This window comes from Rothia sp. HMSC072B03, assembly GCF_001809565.1.
GTDB lineage: Bacteria > Actinomycetota > Actinomycetes > Actinomycetales > Micrococcaceae > Rothia > Rothia mucilaginosa_A.
In genome coordinates this window covers 87,703-104,022 of sequence record NZ_KV797968.1, presented here as the reverse complement: position 1 = coordinate 104,022, position 16,320 = coordinate 87,703, and the positions used below count along the sequence as shown (strand labels likewise).

At 61.3% G+C, this 16,320-nt stretch carries 9 protein-coding genes; 6 read left to right on the top strand and 3 right to left on the bottom strand.

The genetic code is table 11. The annotated features are described in order from the left end of the window. From HMPREF2630_RS02705 to HMPREF2630_RS02695, 3 genes are all read left to right on the top strand, one after another. The coding region (locus tag HMPREF2630_RS02705) for an S-layer homology domain-containing protein (RefSeq protein ID WP_143131584.1) at positions 1-302 on the top strand (302 nt) is incomplete at its 5' end. A 244-nt stretch (positions 303-546) separates the two neighbouring features. Continuing rightward, entirely contained in the window at positions 547-4,533 is a 3,987-nt protein-coding gene (locus HMPREF2630_RS02700) for a S8 family serine peptidase (RefSeq protein ID WP_070483273.1), read from the top strand. A gap of 347 nt (positions 4,534-4,880) precedes the next feature. Continuing rightward, positions 4,881-8,918 carry a S8 family serine peptidase gene (locus HMPREF2630_RS02695; RefSeq protein ID WP_070483271.1) on the top strand — a complete coding sequence of 1,346 codons (4,038 nt, stop codon included), beginning with the start codon at positions 4,881-4,883 and terminating at the stop codon, positions 8,916-8,918. 323 nt (positions 8,919-9,241) lie between these two features. Here the strand turns inward: HMPREF2630_RS02695 and HMPREF2630_RS02690 are convergent, their stop codons facing one another. Next, positions 9,242-9,544 (bottom strand): recombinase, encoded by a 303-nt coding sequence (locus HMPREF2630_RS02690; protein ID WP_070483269.1) that lies wholly within the window; start codon positions 9,542-9,544, stop codon positions 9,242-9,244. Between the two features lie 299 nt (positions 9,545-9,843). Between HMPREF2630_RS02690 and nadE the strand changes: the two genes are divergently transcribed. Continuing rightward, entirely contained in the window at positions 9,844-10,677 is an 834-nt protein-coding gene (gene nadE / locus HMPREF2630_RS02685; RefSeq protein ID WP_070483267.1) for an ammonia-dependent NAD(+) synthetase, read from the top strand. A gap of 119 nt (positions 10,678-10,796) precedes the next feature. Here nadE and HMPREF2630_RS02680 read toward each other — a convergent pair whose 3' ends face one another. Next, a complete protein-coding gene (locus HMPREF2630_RS02680) occupies positions 10,797-12,323 on the bottom strand; it encodes an MATE family efflux transporter (RefSeq protein WP_070483265.1) in 1,527 nt (508 codons plus the stop codon). A gap of 196 nt (positions 12,324-12,519) precedes the next feature. Continuing rightward, positions 12,520-14,160 carry a Na+/H+ antiporter gene (locus HMPREF2630_RS02675; protein WP_070483263.1) on the bottom strand — a complete coding sequence of 547 codons (1,641 nt, stop codon included), beginning with the start codon at positions 14,158-14,160 and terminating at the stop codon, positions 12,520-12,522. A 435-nt stretch (positions 14,161-14,595) separates the two neighbouring features. Here HMPREF2630_RS02675 and pdxS point away from each other — a divergent pair, with 435 nt between their 5' ends. Together pdxS and pdxT are read left to right on the top strand one after the other, a co-directional pair. Continuing rightward, entirely contained in the window at positions 14,596-15,501 is a 906-nt protein-coding gene (gene pdxS / locus HMPREF2630_RS02670; RefSeq protein WP_005507298.1) for a pyridoxal 5'-phosphate synthase lyase subunit PdxS, read from the top strand. Positions 15,502-15,607: 106 nt separating this feature from the next. Continuing rightward, a complete protein-coding gene (pdxT, locus tag HMPREF2630_RS02665) occupies positions 15,608-16,246 on the top strand; it encodes a pyridoxal 5'-phosphate synthase glutaminase subunit PdxT (RefSeq protein ID WP_070483262.1) in 639 nt (212 codons plus the stop codon). The last annotated feature ends 74 nt before the right edge of the window (positions 16,247-16,320 follow it).

Genomic DNA, 16,320 nt, shown 5'->3' with positions numbered 1-16,320 from the left:
TCACGACCGGCTGGTCGGACGGCACGTTCCGCCCGAACGCACCGGTCAACCGCGATGCGATGGCGGCGTTCTTCTACCGCTACGCAGGCTCGCCGCACGTTGATCTGCCCGTGACCAGCCCGTTCAAGGATGTGCCCGCCGATAGCCAGTTCTATCGCGAAATCACCTGGCTGGCCTCAACCGGCATCAGCACCGGTTGGCCCGACGGCACCTACCGCCCGGTGACCCCCATCGCCCGCGATGCGATGGCGGCGTTCATCTACCGCTACACCGAGAAGGTGGCGAACCTCGCCGGACGCTAGACGGTAGCTAACCGGTAGCAAACGGTTCGGTCCCCTCCCACCTCCTGCATGGGGTGGGAGGGGTACCTGGAACCGGCAGGGTCCGGGGCCTGAAAATCCCGGAACCTCTCAAGTTTTGGTGGCGGTTTCACCGGCGGATGCACTCACTCGTCGTCTGCCGGTGGGGCCGCCTCCGCGTATCACCGATACACAACCACAGAGCACACAGCACTATCGAAAAACAGAAAATCCGAAGGAGGATTCCATGACAACGCCTCATGCGCCACGCCGCAGAATGAAGGCTGTCGGTGCGACCGGTTTGAGTGCAGCTCTTGCCCTTACTCTCGGCGTTCCCGCCACTTTCTCTGCAGCTCACGCTCAGAGCCCCCAGCAGGTCGAAGGAAGCACTGCGAGCGCATCCGATAACGCTGCCTCGCGTATCAGCCCGGGCCTGCAGAAGGCTGAAGGCCAAATCACCGTGTATGTGCAGTTCAAGGGCAAGGGCGCGTATGAGCAGACCCAGTCCGCGGCTGTTCTGGCACGTAAGGAGGCGCCGGCGAACCGCCAGGCGCAGGTGCAGGCTATTGCAGCCCAGGTGCAGTCGCAGGCTCAGTCTGTGGCGGCTGCTTCTGGTTCTAAGCTGATGTACACCACGCATAATGCGATGCGTGGTGCGGCGATTACTGGTGATGCTGCGCAGATTCGTGCGTTGGCGGAGCGCCCGGATGTGGAGCGTATTTCGCCGATTATCGCGAAGGAGCGTATGAACTCCGGTAGCGAGATTGATACGAAGACTCTTGCCACGTGGACTCGTGAGAATACGGGGTACACGGGTAAGGGCGTGAAGATTGCGATCGTCGACTCGGGTGTGGACTACACTCACGCCGACTTTGGCGGCCCCGGAACCGTGGACGCCTATCTGAAGGCTAAGGCGATGACGGAGCTTCCGTCCGCTGATTCGGGCCTGATTGATCGTAATAAGTTCATTGGCGGCATTGACCTGGTCGGTGATGACTACAATGCGTCGGTGGCTGAGAAGTCGACTCCGCAGCCGGATAATAACCCGCTGGACTGCCGCCCGGACGGTTTCGGTTCTGGCGGTCACGGCACGCACGTGGCGGGTACTGCCGCCGGTTATGGTGTGACGGCGAACGGTACGACTTACCGTGGCGATTACAAGAACCTGACGGAGGAGCAGCTGAAGGGCATGTCCATTGGCCCCGGTACTGCTCCTGAGGCTCAGATTTTGGCGATTCGTGTGTTCGGTTGCTACGGCAATTCGAGTGTTGTGATGAAGGCGCTCGATACCGTGATGGACCCGAATGGTGACGGTGATTTCTCTGACCGCGCCGACATTGTGAATCTGTCGCTCGGTGGCGAGTTCGCCCCGGCTGACGACCCTGAGTCGTACATGATTAATACGATGGCGCGCCAGGGTGTGTTCACTGTGGCTGCTGCCGGTAACGCCAATAACTACAACGGTGTGGGTGACACCTACTCCGATTCGGGTAGCCCGGCGAATGCTGCTGCGGCGCTGTCGGTGGCGAACGCCTACGGCTCCACTCAGCCGATTGACCGTGCCCGCGTGACCACGAAGACTGGTTTGGAGTGGTTGCAGGGTGATTATTCGGTGAACTTCGATTATTCGAAGGCGTCCGCTGATCAGTTGCGCGGCGAGGTTGTTGCCGCACCGAAGCGTAACCGTTACGCTTGCGAGGCTTTCACCGCTGATGAGGCGAAGGCTTTGAAGGGTAAGTGGGTTTACTTCGAGTGGGATCAGGACGACTTGTCGTTCCCGTGCGGTTCGAAGGTGCGTTTCGATAACGTTCAGGCTGCCGGCGGTGTTGGCGTGGTGATGGCCGGTAAGGCTGAGCGCTACACGATCGGCATTGGCGGTAATGCGACCATTCCGGGTCTGCGTCTGACTGCTTCTTCGACGAAGGACCTGGAGAAGGCTCTGGCTGCCGGTCCGGTGACCGTTGAGATGAACCTGGACTACAAGGCTTCGGGCCGCGGTCCTCACTCGCACGCTTTTGATTTGAATTCCTCGAGCGCTCGCGGTCAGCACGGTTCTGATGGCTTCATTAAGCCTGACCTTGCGGCACCGGGTACTGAGATTGTGTCTGCCGCTGTGGGTACGGGTAATAAGGGTGTTTCCTTCACCGGTACCTCCATGGCAACCCCGCACGTGACCGGTATCGCCGCCCTCGTGATGCAGGCGCATCAGGATTACAACCCGCAGATGATTAAGGCTGCGCTGATGAACGGCGCGTCCACCCCGATCAAGAATGAGCAGGGTGCGCAGTACGCGGTGGATCGTGTGGGTACGGGCATGGTGAATGCTCGCGCTGCCGTGGACGCGAAGGTCATTGCGTACGATGCGAAGACCCCCGAGCGTGTTTCGACCGCGTTTGGTGTGCTGGAGTACACCCCCGATTCGGGTATTCAGACTGTTCAGCGTGAAATCGTTCTGGACAACACCGATTCGCAGGCTCACACCTACACTCTGAGCTACGAGGCAAGCACGACCATCCCGGGTGTGGAGTACTCCTACCCGCAGCAGGTGAGCGTGGGTGCCGGTGAGCGTAAGAACGTGACCGTGACCGTACGCATCGACCCCTCCAAGCTTGAGAAGACCATGGACCCGGCGATGAGCGCCGACCAGGTCGCTCAGGACTGGACGACCGGTAAGACTCTGATTGCCGGTAAGCGCCAGTACATTGCGAGCGCTTCTGGTCGCCTGATTTTCTCTGAGAATGGCCGCGAGGCGATCCGCCAGTCGATTCACGTGGCACCGAAGCCTGTCTCGAAGATGCGTGTTGATGCGTCCCGTATTGATTACAAGGGCATCGCCGATAAGGAGTCCACGGTGACTCTGCGCGGTACGACCCTGAACCAGGGCGGTTACCGTTCGCTGCTGGGTGCGTTCGAGCTGGGTGCGGTCAGTGACCGTATTCCGACCGGTCAGCTGAAGCTGCCGTCGAACCAGGCTGTTGACCTGCAGTATGTGGGTGCTGCCTCGGACGCTCCGGCGTTGAAGGCTGCCGGCAAGAACCCGAACGATGGTTCTCTGTTCTTCGGCATTTCGACCTGGGGCACCTGGGACAGCATGCACTGGGGCCGTCAGGTACAGGTGCAGATTGACACCACCGGTGATTCGAAGGCCGACTACACGCTCGAGGTAACCCGAGAGAAGGGTCTGGACTACCCGCTGGTGAAGGTCTGGTCCATCTCCGGTAAAGCATCCACCGTGGTGGCGCGCTACCCGCTGAACAGCGCCTGGGGTGACACCGACACCAACACCATGGACACCAACACCATGATTCTGGGTGTGCCGCTGAAGGACCTGGGCCTGACCGCTGAGAAGGCTCAGAGCATCAAGTACACGGTGCAGACCGACACCTGGTACAACGAGGGCAACTCCTACGTCGATGCGACGGATGCGATCACCTTCTCCCCGTTCAACCCCGGTGTGTGGTTCACCGGTGAGGAGTCGGGCGTACCCGGCCTGTTCGTGGATCGTGACGGCGGTCAGCTGACCGTTCACCGCAAGAACAACAACAAGGAGCGTCAGGCTCTGTTCCTGCACATGCACAACGCGACCGGTGACCTGAGCGGCCGTAAGACCGCTAACGGTGTTGCCGCTGGCGACCGTGCACAGGTCGTGGACGTTCCGCGTACCATCCACGAGGCACGCTTCAGGGATGTTCCGCCGGAGAACCAGTTCTACCGCGAAATCACCTGGATTGCCTCGCACCAGATTGACCGCGGCTACCCGGACGGCACCTTCCGTCCGCTGAACAACATGGACCGTGCCACCATGGCCGCGTACTTCTACCGCATGAGCGGCTCGCCGCAGTTCACCGCCCCGAGTACGCCCAGCTTCAAGGACGTTCCGCTCAACCACCCCTACTACAAGGAGATTGAATGGATGAAGGCCCAGGGCATCACGACCGGCTGGTCGGACGGCACGTTCCGCCCCGATTCCTCGGTGAACCGTGACTCGATGGCCGCGTTCTTCTACCGTTACGCGGGTTCGCCCGCGTACGAGGCTCCCGCCCAGGCCCGTTTCACGGACGTTTCGACGGATAACCTGTTCTACCGCGAGATCAGCTGGCTGGCCTCGCAGGGCGTGACCACCGGCTGGCCCGATGGTTCGTTCCGCCCGGTGGAGCCGGTGCACCGCGACGCTATGGCGGCGTTCGTGTTCCGCTACAGCACGAGCGTGCTGGGGTACAGCGCCGACCGGTAGTGAGGCCCGGCTGACCTGCTGACCGGCTCACCGCGTAGGCAGGGGTGCCGCCCCGGCTGAGGTGCCGGTGAGTCACGGCTGGTTCCGGTCAGCGGCTAATTCTGGTCAGCGACTGATTCCGGTCAAGGGCGAGGGGGTCGTACCGCGCGCAGCAATGCTGCCCGGTACGGCCCCCTCGCCGTTGTTACGTTCCGCACCGCGGTGTTTCACGAGTCTGACTAGGTTAAACACCCCTCTCCTTGAGACAATGGTGAGGGTTCTTTCAGCGCCCGCTTGAACCCCGTCGTTGAAGCACGGGCCGAAGACCCCTAGAAACACACCATTACAAGAGAATCAAGGAGCATTCAGTGGCTATTCTCTCTGAAGCTACCCCCGCTCCGAAGGGTTCGCGGCCACCGCGAGGACTTCGGCGCGTAGCCCGCGGCTGCGGCGCCCTAGTGCTGGGCCTGACCCTCGGGCTGACTTCCCTGCCCTTCGGAACCCAGGCGTACGCCGCACCCGGCGTGGTGCGCGGTGACGTGGATGCGCCGCGTAGCGCATCCGCCGAGACGCCGAACCCGACCGAGGTGCTCTCCCCCAGCCTGGAGGGCGCGACCGGCGAACGCGCCGTGTTCGTGCGCTTCAAGGGTCAGGGTGCGTACGCTCAGACCCAACCGGATGCGGTCCGCTCCCGCGCGCAGGCCCCCGTGAACGCGCAGGCGCAGGTGCAGGCGATTCGTGCCAGCGTGCAGCAGCAGGGCGCCTCCGCGGCGAAGGAATCCGGCGCGCAGGTCCTGTACACCACCCACAACACGATGCGCGGCGTGGCGCTCTACGGTAACGTCGAGCAGATTCGTGCGTTGGCGAACCGTTCCGATGTTGAGCGCATCAGCATCATTGAGGACATGGCGCCGCAAAACACCGGTTCCGTGCTCGATACCGATACCCTCTCCGTGTGGGCTCAGCAGCACGCACAGAACACCGCCTCCACCGGCTACACCGGTAAGGGCGTGAAGATTGTGGTGCTCGATACCGGCATCGACTACACTCACGCCGATTTGGGCGGCCCCGGCACTAAGGAGGCCTACGAGAAGGCAAAAGCCTCCGACACGATTCCCGAGGGCACCTACGACCCGAAGAAGTTCCTGGGCGGCTACGACCTGGTCGGTGACGATTACAACTCCGCTAAGAAGGAGACTTCCACTCCCCACCCGGACGCGAACCCGCTGGACTGCGGCGGCCACGGTAGCCATGTGGCCGGTACCGCGGCGGGCTACGGCGTGAACGCGGATGGCTCGACCTTCCGCGGCGACTACTCCAAGCTCACCGAGGAGCAGCTCAAGGACATGAAGATCGGCCCGGGCTCCGCGCCGGAGGCCCAGCTGATTGGCCTGCGCATCTTCGGTTGTAAGGGCACCACCGCGTTCGTTCCCCTGGGCCTTGACCGCGTGCTCGATCCCAACGATGACGGCGACTTCTCCGACCGCGCCGACATCGCGAACCTGTCGCTGGGCAACGAGTTCGGCGTGTTCGACGAGACCGTGAACTACGCGGTCGGTTCCCTCTACCGCGAGGGCATCCTCTCCGTGGTTGCGGCGGGTAACGCCAACAACTACAACGCCGTGGGTGACACCTACTCCAACTCGGGCGGCCCCGGCACCAGCGCCTACAGCCTGACCGTGGCGAACTCGATTGGTTCGACCCAGATGGCTGACCGCGTGAAGATTCTCTCCCCCGCAAACGAGGCGGACACCTACGGCGACTACTCGGTGAGCTTCGACTACTCGAAGGCGACCGAGGAGCAGCTGCGCGGCACCGTGGTGCGTGCCGCAACCCGCAACCGCTACGCGTGCGAGACCTTCACCGAGGAGGAGGCCGCGGCGCTGAAGGGCAAGTGGGCCCTCATCGACTGGGCTGAGGCCGACGGCACCGCCCCCTGCGGTTCGCGCGTGCGCTTCGATAACCTGCAGGCGGCGGGCGCAACCGGCGTGGTCATCGCCTCCGACACGGAGGTGGGCGACACCGCTATCGGCGGCAACTCCGCTATTCCGGGCGTGCGTCTGGCCAAGAGCCAGGTGGAGCGCCTCTCCTCCCAGATTGATTCGGGCAACCTGACCCTGCAGCTCGGCGAGAACCTGCGCGAGTCGATTCGCGTGCAGAACGGCAAGCTGGATCAGGCGAACACCTCGACCGCGCGCGGTATGCACGGCTCGCACGGCATCACGAAGCCGGACGTTGCGGCACCGGGCACAAACATTTCCTCTATCCTGGTTGGCGGCGGTACCGAGGCAACCGTAAAGACCGGTACGTCCATGTCCACGCCGTTCGTGGCGGGTGTTGCGGCGCTGATTATGCAGGCGCACCCGGAGTACGGCCCGCGCATGATTAAGACCGCCATCATGAACACCGCCGACCACCGGATGCAGGACGCCTGGGGCAACCCCTACGCGGTGGACCGCGTGGGTACCGGCCGCATCAACACGCGTGCGGCGGTGGCCGACCGCGTCATGCTGTTCAACGCCGCCCGCCCCGAGCAGGTTTCGGATACCTTCGGCGTGGTTGAGTACACCCCGAACGCCGGCGTGCAGACCCTGCAGCACCGCGTGAGCGTTGAGAACACCGATTCGGTGGCTCACACCTACGCCGTATCTTACGACGGCAGCACGAGCATCCCGGGTGTGGAGTTCTCCTACCCGCAGTCGGTATCGGTGGGTGCCGGCCAGACCGCCACGTTCACCGTGACGGTGCGCATCGACCCGTCGAAGCTTGAGAAGACCATCGACCCCTCGATGTACCCGACCCAGGATTCGCTGAACTACTCGACCGGCATGGTGACCATTTCGGGTGCCCGCCAGTACATTGCGAGCGCCTCGGGCCGCCTGATCCTGACCGATGCTGATTCCTCGGCCGCGGTGAAGACCCTGCGTATGCCCCTGCACGTGGCCCCGAAGCCGGTGAGCGCGCTGCGCGTGGCCGGTGCGGATATCCACTTCGATTCGAACGGCGCCGGTGCGCTGGAGCAGCGCCTGTCCGTTGAGGGCACCGCCGTGAACCAGGGCGGTTACCGCTCCCTGCTGGGTGCGTTTGAGCTGGGTGCTTCGAGCCCGCGCATCCCGACCGCGAAGCTGGGTGTGGGTTCGGATTCCCGCATGGACCTGCAGTACGTGGGCGCTACCTCGAACGTGGCGGCACTGAAGGCTGCCGGTCAGGACACCTCGCAGGCGCAGCTGTCCTTCGGTATTTCGACCTGGGGCAACTGGTCGGAGGTAACCCCGCGCGGCACCTACTACGTCTTCATCGACACCGATAAGGACGGCACGACCGATTACCGCTTGCAGACGGTGCGTGAGAAGGGCCTGGACTACCCGCTCGTGAAGGTTTCGCAGCGCGGCCTGGACGGTAAGTGGCATGCAATCGCCAACGCCCTGTACCCGCTGAACGGCACCTGGGGCGATACCGATACGAACATCATGGATTCGAACACCCTGGTGATGAGTGTTCCGCTGAGCGTTCTGGGCCTTGACCCCGAGGCTGAGTCGACCGAGATTTCGTACTCGGTGACCACCGCGAGCGCGTTCTCCGCCACGACCGTGGTGGATACGACCGAGTCGGTGTCGTTTAACTACGCCACCCCGGCGCTGTGGTTCAGCGGCGATTCGGCGGGCGTTCCGAACCTGTTCGTGGACGCACCGGGCACGAATCTGGTGGCGCACCGCAGCGGTGAGGCGAAGGGCTCTGCCCTGTTCCTGCACATGCACAACGCGACCGGCGACCTGTCGGGCGTGAACGGTGCGGCCGGTGAGCGTGCGCAGGTTCTGCGCGTGTCGTCGTCTTCCGAGGCTCCCGCCGAGAGTGCGCATTTCAAGGATGTTCCGGCGGATTACCCGTTCGTGAACGACATTAACTGGCTGGCTCAGCGTCGCATTACGACCGGCTACCCGGATGGCACGTTCCGCCCGAACGGTTCGGTGGAGCGCGGCGCGATGGCGGCGTTCTTCTACCGCATGGCAGGCTCGCCGCAGTTCACCGCGCCGAGCACCCCGAGCTTCAAGGATGTGCCGCGCGACCACCCGTTCTACAAGGAGATTGAGTGGATGCGCGCCCGCGGCATTACGACCGGCTGGTCTGACGGTACGTTCCGCCCGAATGATGCGGTGAACCGTGACGCGATGGCGGCGTTCTTCTACCGTTACGCGGGTTCGCCGGCATATTCGGCTCCTGCGGTGTCGCCGTTTAGCGACGTGTCGACCGGCAGCCAGTTCTACCGCGAGATTGCGTGGTTGGCCGATCAGCGGATTACGACGGGTTGGCCGGATGGTTCGTTCCGTCCGGTTCAGCCGATTGAGCGTGGCGCGATGGCGGCGTTCCTGCACCGCTACAACGTGCGCGTGCTGAATAACCGCTAGTCGAAGGCGGATGTGAGGGCCGTGTCGGGGTGGAGTTTTCTGCCCCGGCACGGCCTTTTCTGTGGGCTGTTATGTCTGCGGCGTAGACTTTAGTTATGCGTGAGTTACAGGTTCAGAACGGCGAGGATGAAACGCTGCCAGTTACCCGGGATGCCCTCAATCAGGAGGAGCTTCTGAACGCGGCGGCGGACTTCGTTGATCGCTATGAGAGCGTCTTTGAAAATCTAAGCCACTGATATTCCTTCGAAAGAAATACCCCCGGTGGATGCCGTACGCATCTGCCGGGGGTATTTGCTTGCCTCACCCTGCCCGAGGCAGGCTAGTTAGCGCTGGCGGGCTTCTTTACGGTTGAGCTTCTCAATGGCGGCTTCCACCTTGGACTTGCGGTGATTGAGCTTCCAGAGGCTAAAAGACTGCAGCAAGGTACTCTTGCCTATCTCCACGAGGGAAGGCAGCCTCTGCCGGATGAGTGCCTCATTGATTTCTTCCTGGGTGGCGCCCTGCTCCTTCATCTGCTCGATGATGATGCCCGCCTCCGCTATTTTCCCGGAGGTGAGCGGGTGGTTTTCGAGGCTGGTTTCGATGTCTACGAGCTCGTCGTAGAGTTCAGTTTTTGTTTTTGCCATGGTGCTGTCTTCACCGTCCTTGGTTGACGTGTTCTGTGGCGTAGCGGGTGTGGGGGCGTTTTTCCTCATCACCGGCTGTTTTGAACGGTATTTGAACCGTATGTTCATGCTAACAGCCGCACGGGTTGCCGCGCAGGGTTTTTACCGGTGAATACGCTGCGTATTTGCGGAACTGGAGGAAGGCTAGAGCAGCACTGAACCCACCACGCAGGCGGGTCTGAACGCACCGTGTGGAACACTACCTCGCCTCCCTCGGCGGTTCACCGCACGGGCTATAAGGTGGAGCGTACACTTAAGTCATGCGTGAATTACAGGCACAGATCATCCGTGAAATGGGCGTCAAGCCCAACATGACCGAAGAGCAGGCACGCGAAGAAGTGGAGCGCCGCATCCAGTTCATCTGCGACTACCTGGAAGCCACCGGAAGCCGCGGCCTGGTACTGGGCATCAGCGGCGGCATCGACTCCACCCTGGCGGGTCGCCTCTGCCAGCTGGCGGTCGACCGCCTCAACGAGCGCGGCCGCACCACCGAGTTCGTGGCGGTGCGCCTGCCCTACCGTGTGCAGCACGACGAAGAGGACGCGCAGGAGGCGCTACGTTTCATCCAGCCCACCCGCTCCCTGACCTTCAACATTGCCGAAGCCGTGGACGGTTTCGACACCGCCTACGCTGCCGCGACCGGCGAGCAGATGAGCGACTTCAACAAGGGTAATGTGAAGGCGCGCGCCCGCATGATCGCCCAGTATGCGGTTGCTGGCGGCCCCGGCTACTTGGTGGTGGGTACCGACCATGCGGCGGAGTCCATTACGGGTTTCTTCACGAAGTTCGGTGACGGCGGCGCGGACCTGCTGCCGCTGTACGGCCTGAATAAGCGCCAGAACCAGCTGCTGCTGCGGGTGCTGGGTGCGTCTGAGCGTCTGTGGGCTAAGCCGCCGACGGCTGACCTGCTGGACGGCGTGCCCGGCCGTACCGATGAGGATGAGCTGGGTCTGACGTACCCGCAGATTGATGACTACCTGGAGGGTAAGGAAATCGACGAGGCGGCAGCTGAGAAGCTGGAGCAGATTTACCTGCGTAGCCGCCATAAGCGCACCACTCCGGTGACGATTTTTGATTCCTGGTGGAAGAACTAGCGCGGAAGAATCTAGCGTCTTCCGGTTGAGCGCCTCAACCGGCGTAAGAACTAACGTAAATGCCCCGAACTCCCTTGGTGGGAGTCCGGGGCATTTACTATGTTTTCACAGGCTGAGGACTATGCCTTCTGTTCAGGCTGTGCGCCAGAAACCTGGGCAGCCTCAGAGTCAGATTCTTCAGAACCTTCAGTCTCAACCTCAGCTTCAGCGGGCGGTACCTTCGCGCCACCCGTGGCGAGGAACAGCACCAGGCCCAGCGCGCAGGCGAGCACCTGGGTGAAGGGGAACGCCCAGGTCAGACCCTTAAATCCGAACCACATGTTGCCGAAGTACACGGCGGGGAAGAACAGCAACGCAATACCGATGGTCATCAGCATTGCCGGGCCGCCCTTACCGGACGCCTGGAACCAAGACACAAACACGATGCTGACCGCGTTGAACACGGCGGCGAGCATGAGCGCGATCATGACCTCTTCGCCGGTGTCGATGAGGCTTGCATCGCCAACCACGGCGAGCAGTTCACGGCGGAAAATCAGCACCGGAATGGTGATGATTGCGGAGGTCGCCACGGACAGGATCGTTGCGGTGCGCAGCGCCTCCTTCACGCGGGCGCCGTTGCGGGCACCGTACGCGTAGGCGTACAGCGGGATACCGCCCATGCACAGGCCCATGCACAGCATTTCGGGCACCATGTTCAGGCGCATTGCCAAGCCGAACGCTGCCACGGTGTCGTCACCGTAGGAGGCGGCGAGGTTGTTCAGCAGCAGGGCGGCGAAGATCAGGTTGAGGCTCTGAATGAGTTCGGCGGCACCGACCGCGACCACGGGCTTGATAATGGCGGGGTCGAGGGAGAAGTCGCGGATGTTCGCGGAGAAGTTCTCGCTCTGACGCATCAGGAACAGCAGGTAGTACAGCATGGATGCGCCGTTCGCCAGCAGCATCGCCCAACCGGCACCGGCGACGCCCATGCCCATGATGGCGATGAACAGCACGTCGAAGATGCAGGTGACGACGGTGCCGACGATGATGCCGTACATGGACTGCTTGGCGTAGCCTTCGGATCGGACGAGCTGTTCGAGGGTGAACATGCCGATGGCGAGGGGCGCGCCGAGGAACATGAGGTGCACGTAGATGCGGGTCGGTTCGTAGGAGCCGCCGGAGGCACCCATGATGCTGGTGATCGGGTCAGCGAGGATGAAGCCGATAGCCGCCGCGACGATACCGGCACCGAGCGCCGAGTAGAGGGCGAAGGAGGTGACGCGGTGGATTTCGTGGGCGGGTTCGCCTGCTCCGAGCTTGCGGGAGGCGAGGGTTGAGGAGCCCAGGCCGAACAGGCCTGCGATCGCCATGATGACGCCGAAGACGGGCACGCCGTAGCTGGTGGCGGCGAGGTCTTCGGTGCCGCCGTAGTGGCCGACGAAGTAGGAGTTCACCACGTTGTAGATGCTGGTGATGGCGAGGCCGAGTGCCATGGGCACGCCGAGGGAGAGGAGCGCCTTGAGGATGGGGGCGTCTTTGAGCAGGTAGATGTTCTGCGGGTCTTCGCTTGCGCCGTGGGGACCGTGCGGGCGGTGTCCTGCGGCGGGTGCATTGTTGTTGGGTGCGCTATTTTTGGGTGCGTTGTTTTCAGTCTGGTGGGACGTCATAGGTTCCTGTGGTTCTAGTCTGTGTTGTGTCCGGTGCGCGGTAAGAAGCGTGGTCCGCACAAAAAACGGGCTAGTGTATTGTACCGTTTCCACGTAGTGGTTGGGCTAGGGGTTTAGACAAAAAAGTAACGAGGCGCCCCTCCCCGTTTAGGGGTGGGGCGCCTCGCCTCATACGTATCGCATGTAGGAGTGTGAGCTATTCGAGTTCAACCGGACCAAGCACGCGAACCTCCTCAATATCCAGGATTTCCTGAATCGCGTGGAGCACATTCGTGTCGATTATGCGCTCATTACGCAGGCGCTTGAGCACGCTGCGTTGCTTCTCCAAATGCCGCAGGCGCAGCTCTTTCTCAAGGTCGCCCGCTTCAATAATGCGGCGGGCTTCTTCCGGCGCATTCGCACCGTCTTTACGAACGGCGTGCAGGTTGCGGTGTATACTCGCGTTGTACATTTGTTCGTCGGCAATGCGGTCGATAATCCACTGTGGTGCACCAATTTCCTGGCCGATCTCAGCCACAGAGTCGAAGGACTCGGCAATGATCGTGCGGATTGCTTCATTAATCTCATCTTCTTCGGTGGTATCAACCGGAATTTTCGCCCACCTAATAACGAGCGGCAGGAGCATCCCCTGAACCACCATCGACAGCAGAACCACGCCCGCAACAACAAAGATAATAAAGTCACGCGCGGGAACATCAGTCGGCACGGAGAGAGCCACCGCGAGGGAAACACCGCCGCGCAGTCCCGCAAAGGTACTCACTACACGGCCACGGAAAGTTGTGCGCAGCTGCTTCTGCTTTTCTGAACGGTCAAGGGCACGAATAATACCGATCGAGACGTGCAGGAAAATAAAACGCGCCGCAATGGAAACAAGCCATGCCACCACAATCACGGCGAACGTCAAAGCCCACGCATAGTTGTATTCACGAAGAACATCATCCACAGGCGCTGTGGCGCTGGGCAGCTGAACACCCACGAGCACGAAGAGCGCACCGTTCATGACATAGGAGACAAACGACCAGATGGGCAGACCGTAGAAACGGTTTTGGGGTTTGATGGTATCCGGTCCGCGATAGGTCAGGTAGAAAGCGGCGACCACCACAGCCACCACTCCGGAACCTTTCATGCCCTCAAAAGGCTCGATCTCTTCAGCCAAGAAGAAAGCAATAAACGGCACGGTAAACATGAACACGCTGAAGTTCATGGGGTTGCCGATGTGCGCACGCAGCTTATTCACACCCCATCCGACGGCCAGGCCAACGAGAGTTCCAATCAGGAACGAGAAGAAGAACATTCCGGATGCAGTCCCCAGGGTAAGTTCATGACCACCCGCAAGCTGCAGGGCGAGTGCGAAAAGAACTAGGGTGGTGCCGTCGTTAATGAGTGCTTCCGCTTTAAGGGTGGTGATGGAAGATTTGGGGAGTTTGCCGTTGAGCGTTGCCACGGCCACAGCATCGGTGGGGGCGAGCGCCACACCGATAATCAGCGCCACATGCCACAGGTAGACGCCCATAAATGTGTGAAGCACCCAGGCGATAACGAACGCCGTGAAAATTACGAGCACCGTGCCCGAGAGCAGAATGCCGCGCAGACGAGCGCGCGCCTCACGCCAGGAGGTGTTTCGGGTCTCCCAGAACAGCATCACGGGCAGGAAGATTTCGAGAATCACGTGCGGTGGCAGCCCGACCTCGCGCACCTCGTGCATGGCGTGAACGGGGATGAGCGCCAGCACAAGCCCCAGGAAAATGAGCAGAATGGCGGGGGTTATCCGTATTTTATGGGCGAGGATATTACCCAGAAGAATTGCCAGCGATAGGGCAATGATGACTTCAAGCAATTTGGTGTGTTCCTTTTGGATGTGGCGGCTGGTTCATGGTGTGCGTCTGATAGACGGCTGATGTCCGCGAGTGTGCGGGTGCCAGGGTGCCCAAAATGTTTTGCTCGTTCCCTGGGCCGTGAGGCTTCCGCGTGGGGACGAGTGCGGGCGTAGCTTCTATACTTTACCGTTGTTCAGTGCGGGTGGGTGGATGTTTACCCTGAGCAAAATCTTGCCTTATGGCCGCCCGGGGTGTGAGTTTATGGGAGACGACCTGCGTGCATCCGGCGGGTCTGCTCAGCCGGGCCTGCTCAGCCCACGAACCGCCCTACTCTGACCGCTTTTCATGACGTTTTGTGTCATTCTGACGTGAGCTTGGGGTCGTACTGTGTCAGAGAACAGAAAATCCGCCCCCGTGAGTGCGCGCGAACACTCAGAACGTGAGAAGATAAGGTCATGACTGATAACAACACCGTAACCGGCAGCCCGCTTGTTAAGCGCGGCCTGGCCGACATGCTCAAGGGCGGCGTCATCATGGACGTCGTCACCCCCGAACAGGCTAAGATCGCTGAAGATGCTGGCGCTGTTGCCGTCATGGCTCTCGAGCGCGTTCCCGCGGATATTCGTGCGCAGGGCGGCGTGGCTCGTATGTCTGACCCGGACATGATTGAGGGCATCATCGATGCTGTTTCGATCCCGGTCATGGCGAAGGCACGCATCGGCCACTTCGTTGAGGCTCAGATCCTGGAGACCCTGAAGGTCGACTACATTGACGAGTCTGAGGTTCTTTCCCCCGCTGACTACGTGAACCACATTGATAAGCACCAGTTCAAGGTGCCTTTCGTGTGTGGTGCTACCAACCTGGGTGAGGCTCTGCGCCGTATCACCGAGGGTGCCGCTATGATCCGTTCGAAGGGCGAGGCTGGCACCGGTGACGTCTCTGAGGCGACTAAGCACATCCGCACCATTAAGCGTCAGATTGCTGAGCTGCAGGGCCTGTACAACACCATGCCCGACGAGCTGTACGTGAAGGCTAAGGAACTGGCTGCACCGTACGAGCTGGTTCGTGAGGTTGCTCAGACCGGTAAGCTGCCCGTGGTGATGTTCACCGCTGGTGGTGTGGCTACCCCCGCCGACGCTGCGATGATGATGCAGCTGGGTGCTGACGGCGTGTTCGTTGGTTCCGGTATCTTCAAGTCGGGCGACCCTGTTGCTCGTGCGAAGGCTATTGTGAAGGCTACTGCTTTCTACAATGACCCGGAGAAGGTTGCTGAGGCTTCTCGCGGCCTGGGTGAGGCTATGGTCGGCATTAACGTTGCTGACATTCCGGCACCGCACCGCCTGGCGGAGCGCGGCTGGTAATTCGTGCGCGCACCCCGTATTCGGGGTGAGTGTTTGATGAGGGGGTGGGGTTCGCTGAGGCGGGTCCCACCCTCCTTGTGTTTGTTGTTTTGTGAAGGGAGCGGTGATGGTTGAGAAGGTTCAGCCTACCGGTGTTTTGCCGGGTGAGGGTTTAACGGTTGGTGTTTTGGCGCTGCAGGGCGGCGTGCGTGAGCATGCGCTGATGCTGGAGTCCCTGGGCGCGCAGGTGCGTTGGGTGCGTACCGGTGAGCAGCTTGAGGGTCTAGATGCGCTGGTTCTGCCGGGTGGTGAGTCGTCGACGATTGACCGTCTGACCCGTATTTTTGGTGTGCGTGAGCCGCTGATTGAGGCGATTTCTGCGGGCCTGCCGACTCTGGGTACGTGTGCTGGCCTGATTATGCTGTCGAAGCGTATTGATGATCCGGCGCCGGGTCAGCAGTCGCTGGGCATCCTGGATGTTTCGGTGGGTCGTAACGCGTTTGGTTCGCAGGTTGATTCTGCGGAGGTGCGCCTGCCGTGGCTGACTCCTGCCGGTGATGAGGTGGTTATTGATACGGCGTTTATTCGTGCGCCGATTGTGACTGGCACTGGTGAGGGTGTGCAGGTGACGGCTCGTCATGAGGGGAAGATTGTGGGTGTGCGTTCGGGCAACCTGATTGGTATTTCTTTCCACCCGGAGGTTACGGGCGATACGACGGTGCATGAGGAGCTGCTGGCTCTGGCACGCGAGGTGAAGGGCAAGTAGCCCCTCCCCAAAAAATAAGCCCGGTGATAACCCGTTAAAGAGTTGTGGCGGTGACCGTTTCATTCGGTCACCGC

Coding starts and splice junctions, on each gene's coding strand:
- HMPREF2630_RS02690 (WP_070483269.1), bottom strand. CDS start 9,544: ATGGCAAAAACAAAAACTGAACTCTACGACGAGCTCGTAGACATCGAA.
- pdxT (WP_070483262.1), top strand. CDS start 15,608: ATGGTTGAGAAGGTTCAGCCTACCGGTGTTTTGCCGGGTGAGGGTTTA.
- nadE (WP_070483267.1), top strand. CDS start 9,844: ATGCGTGAATTACAGGCACAGATCATCCGTGAAATGGGCGTCAAGCCC.
- HMPREF2630_RS02680 (WP_070483265.1), bottom strand. CDS start 12,323: ATGACGTCCCACCAGACTGAAAACAACGCACCCAAAAATAGCGCACCC.
- HMPREF2630_RS02700 (WP_070483273.1), top strand. CDS start 547: ATGACAACGCCTCATGCGCCACGCCGCAGAATGAAGGCTGTCGGTGCG.
- pdxS (WP_005507298.1), top strand. CDS start 14,596: ATGACTGATAACAACACCGTAACCGGCAGCCCGCTTGTTAAGCGCGGC.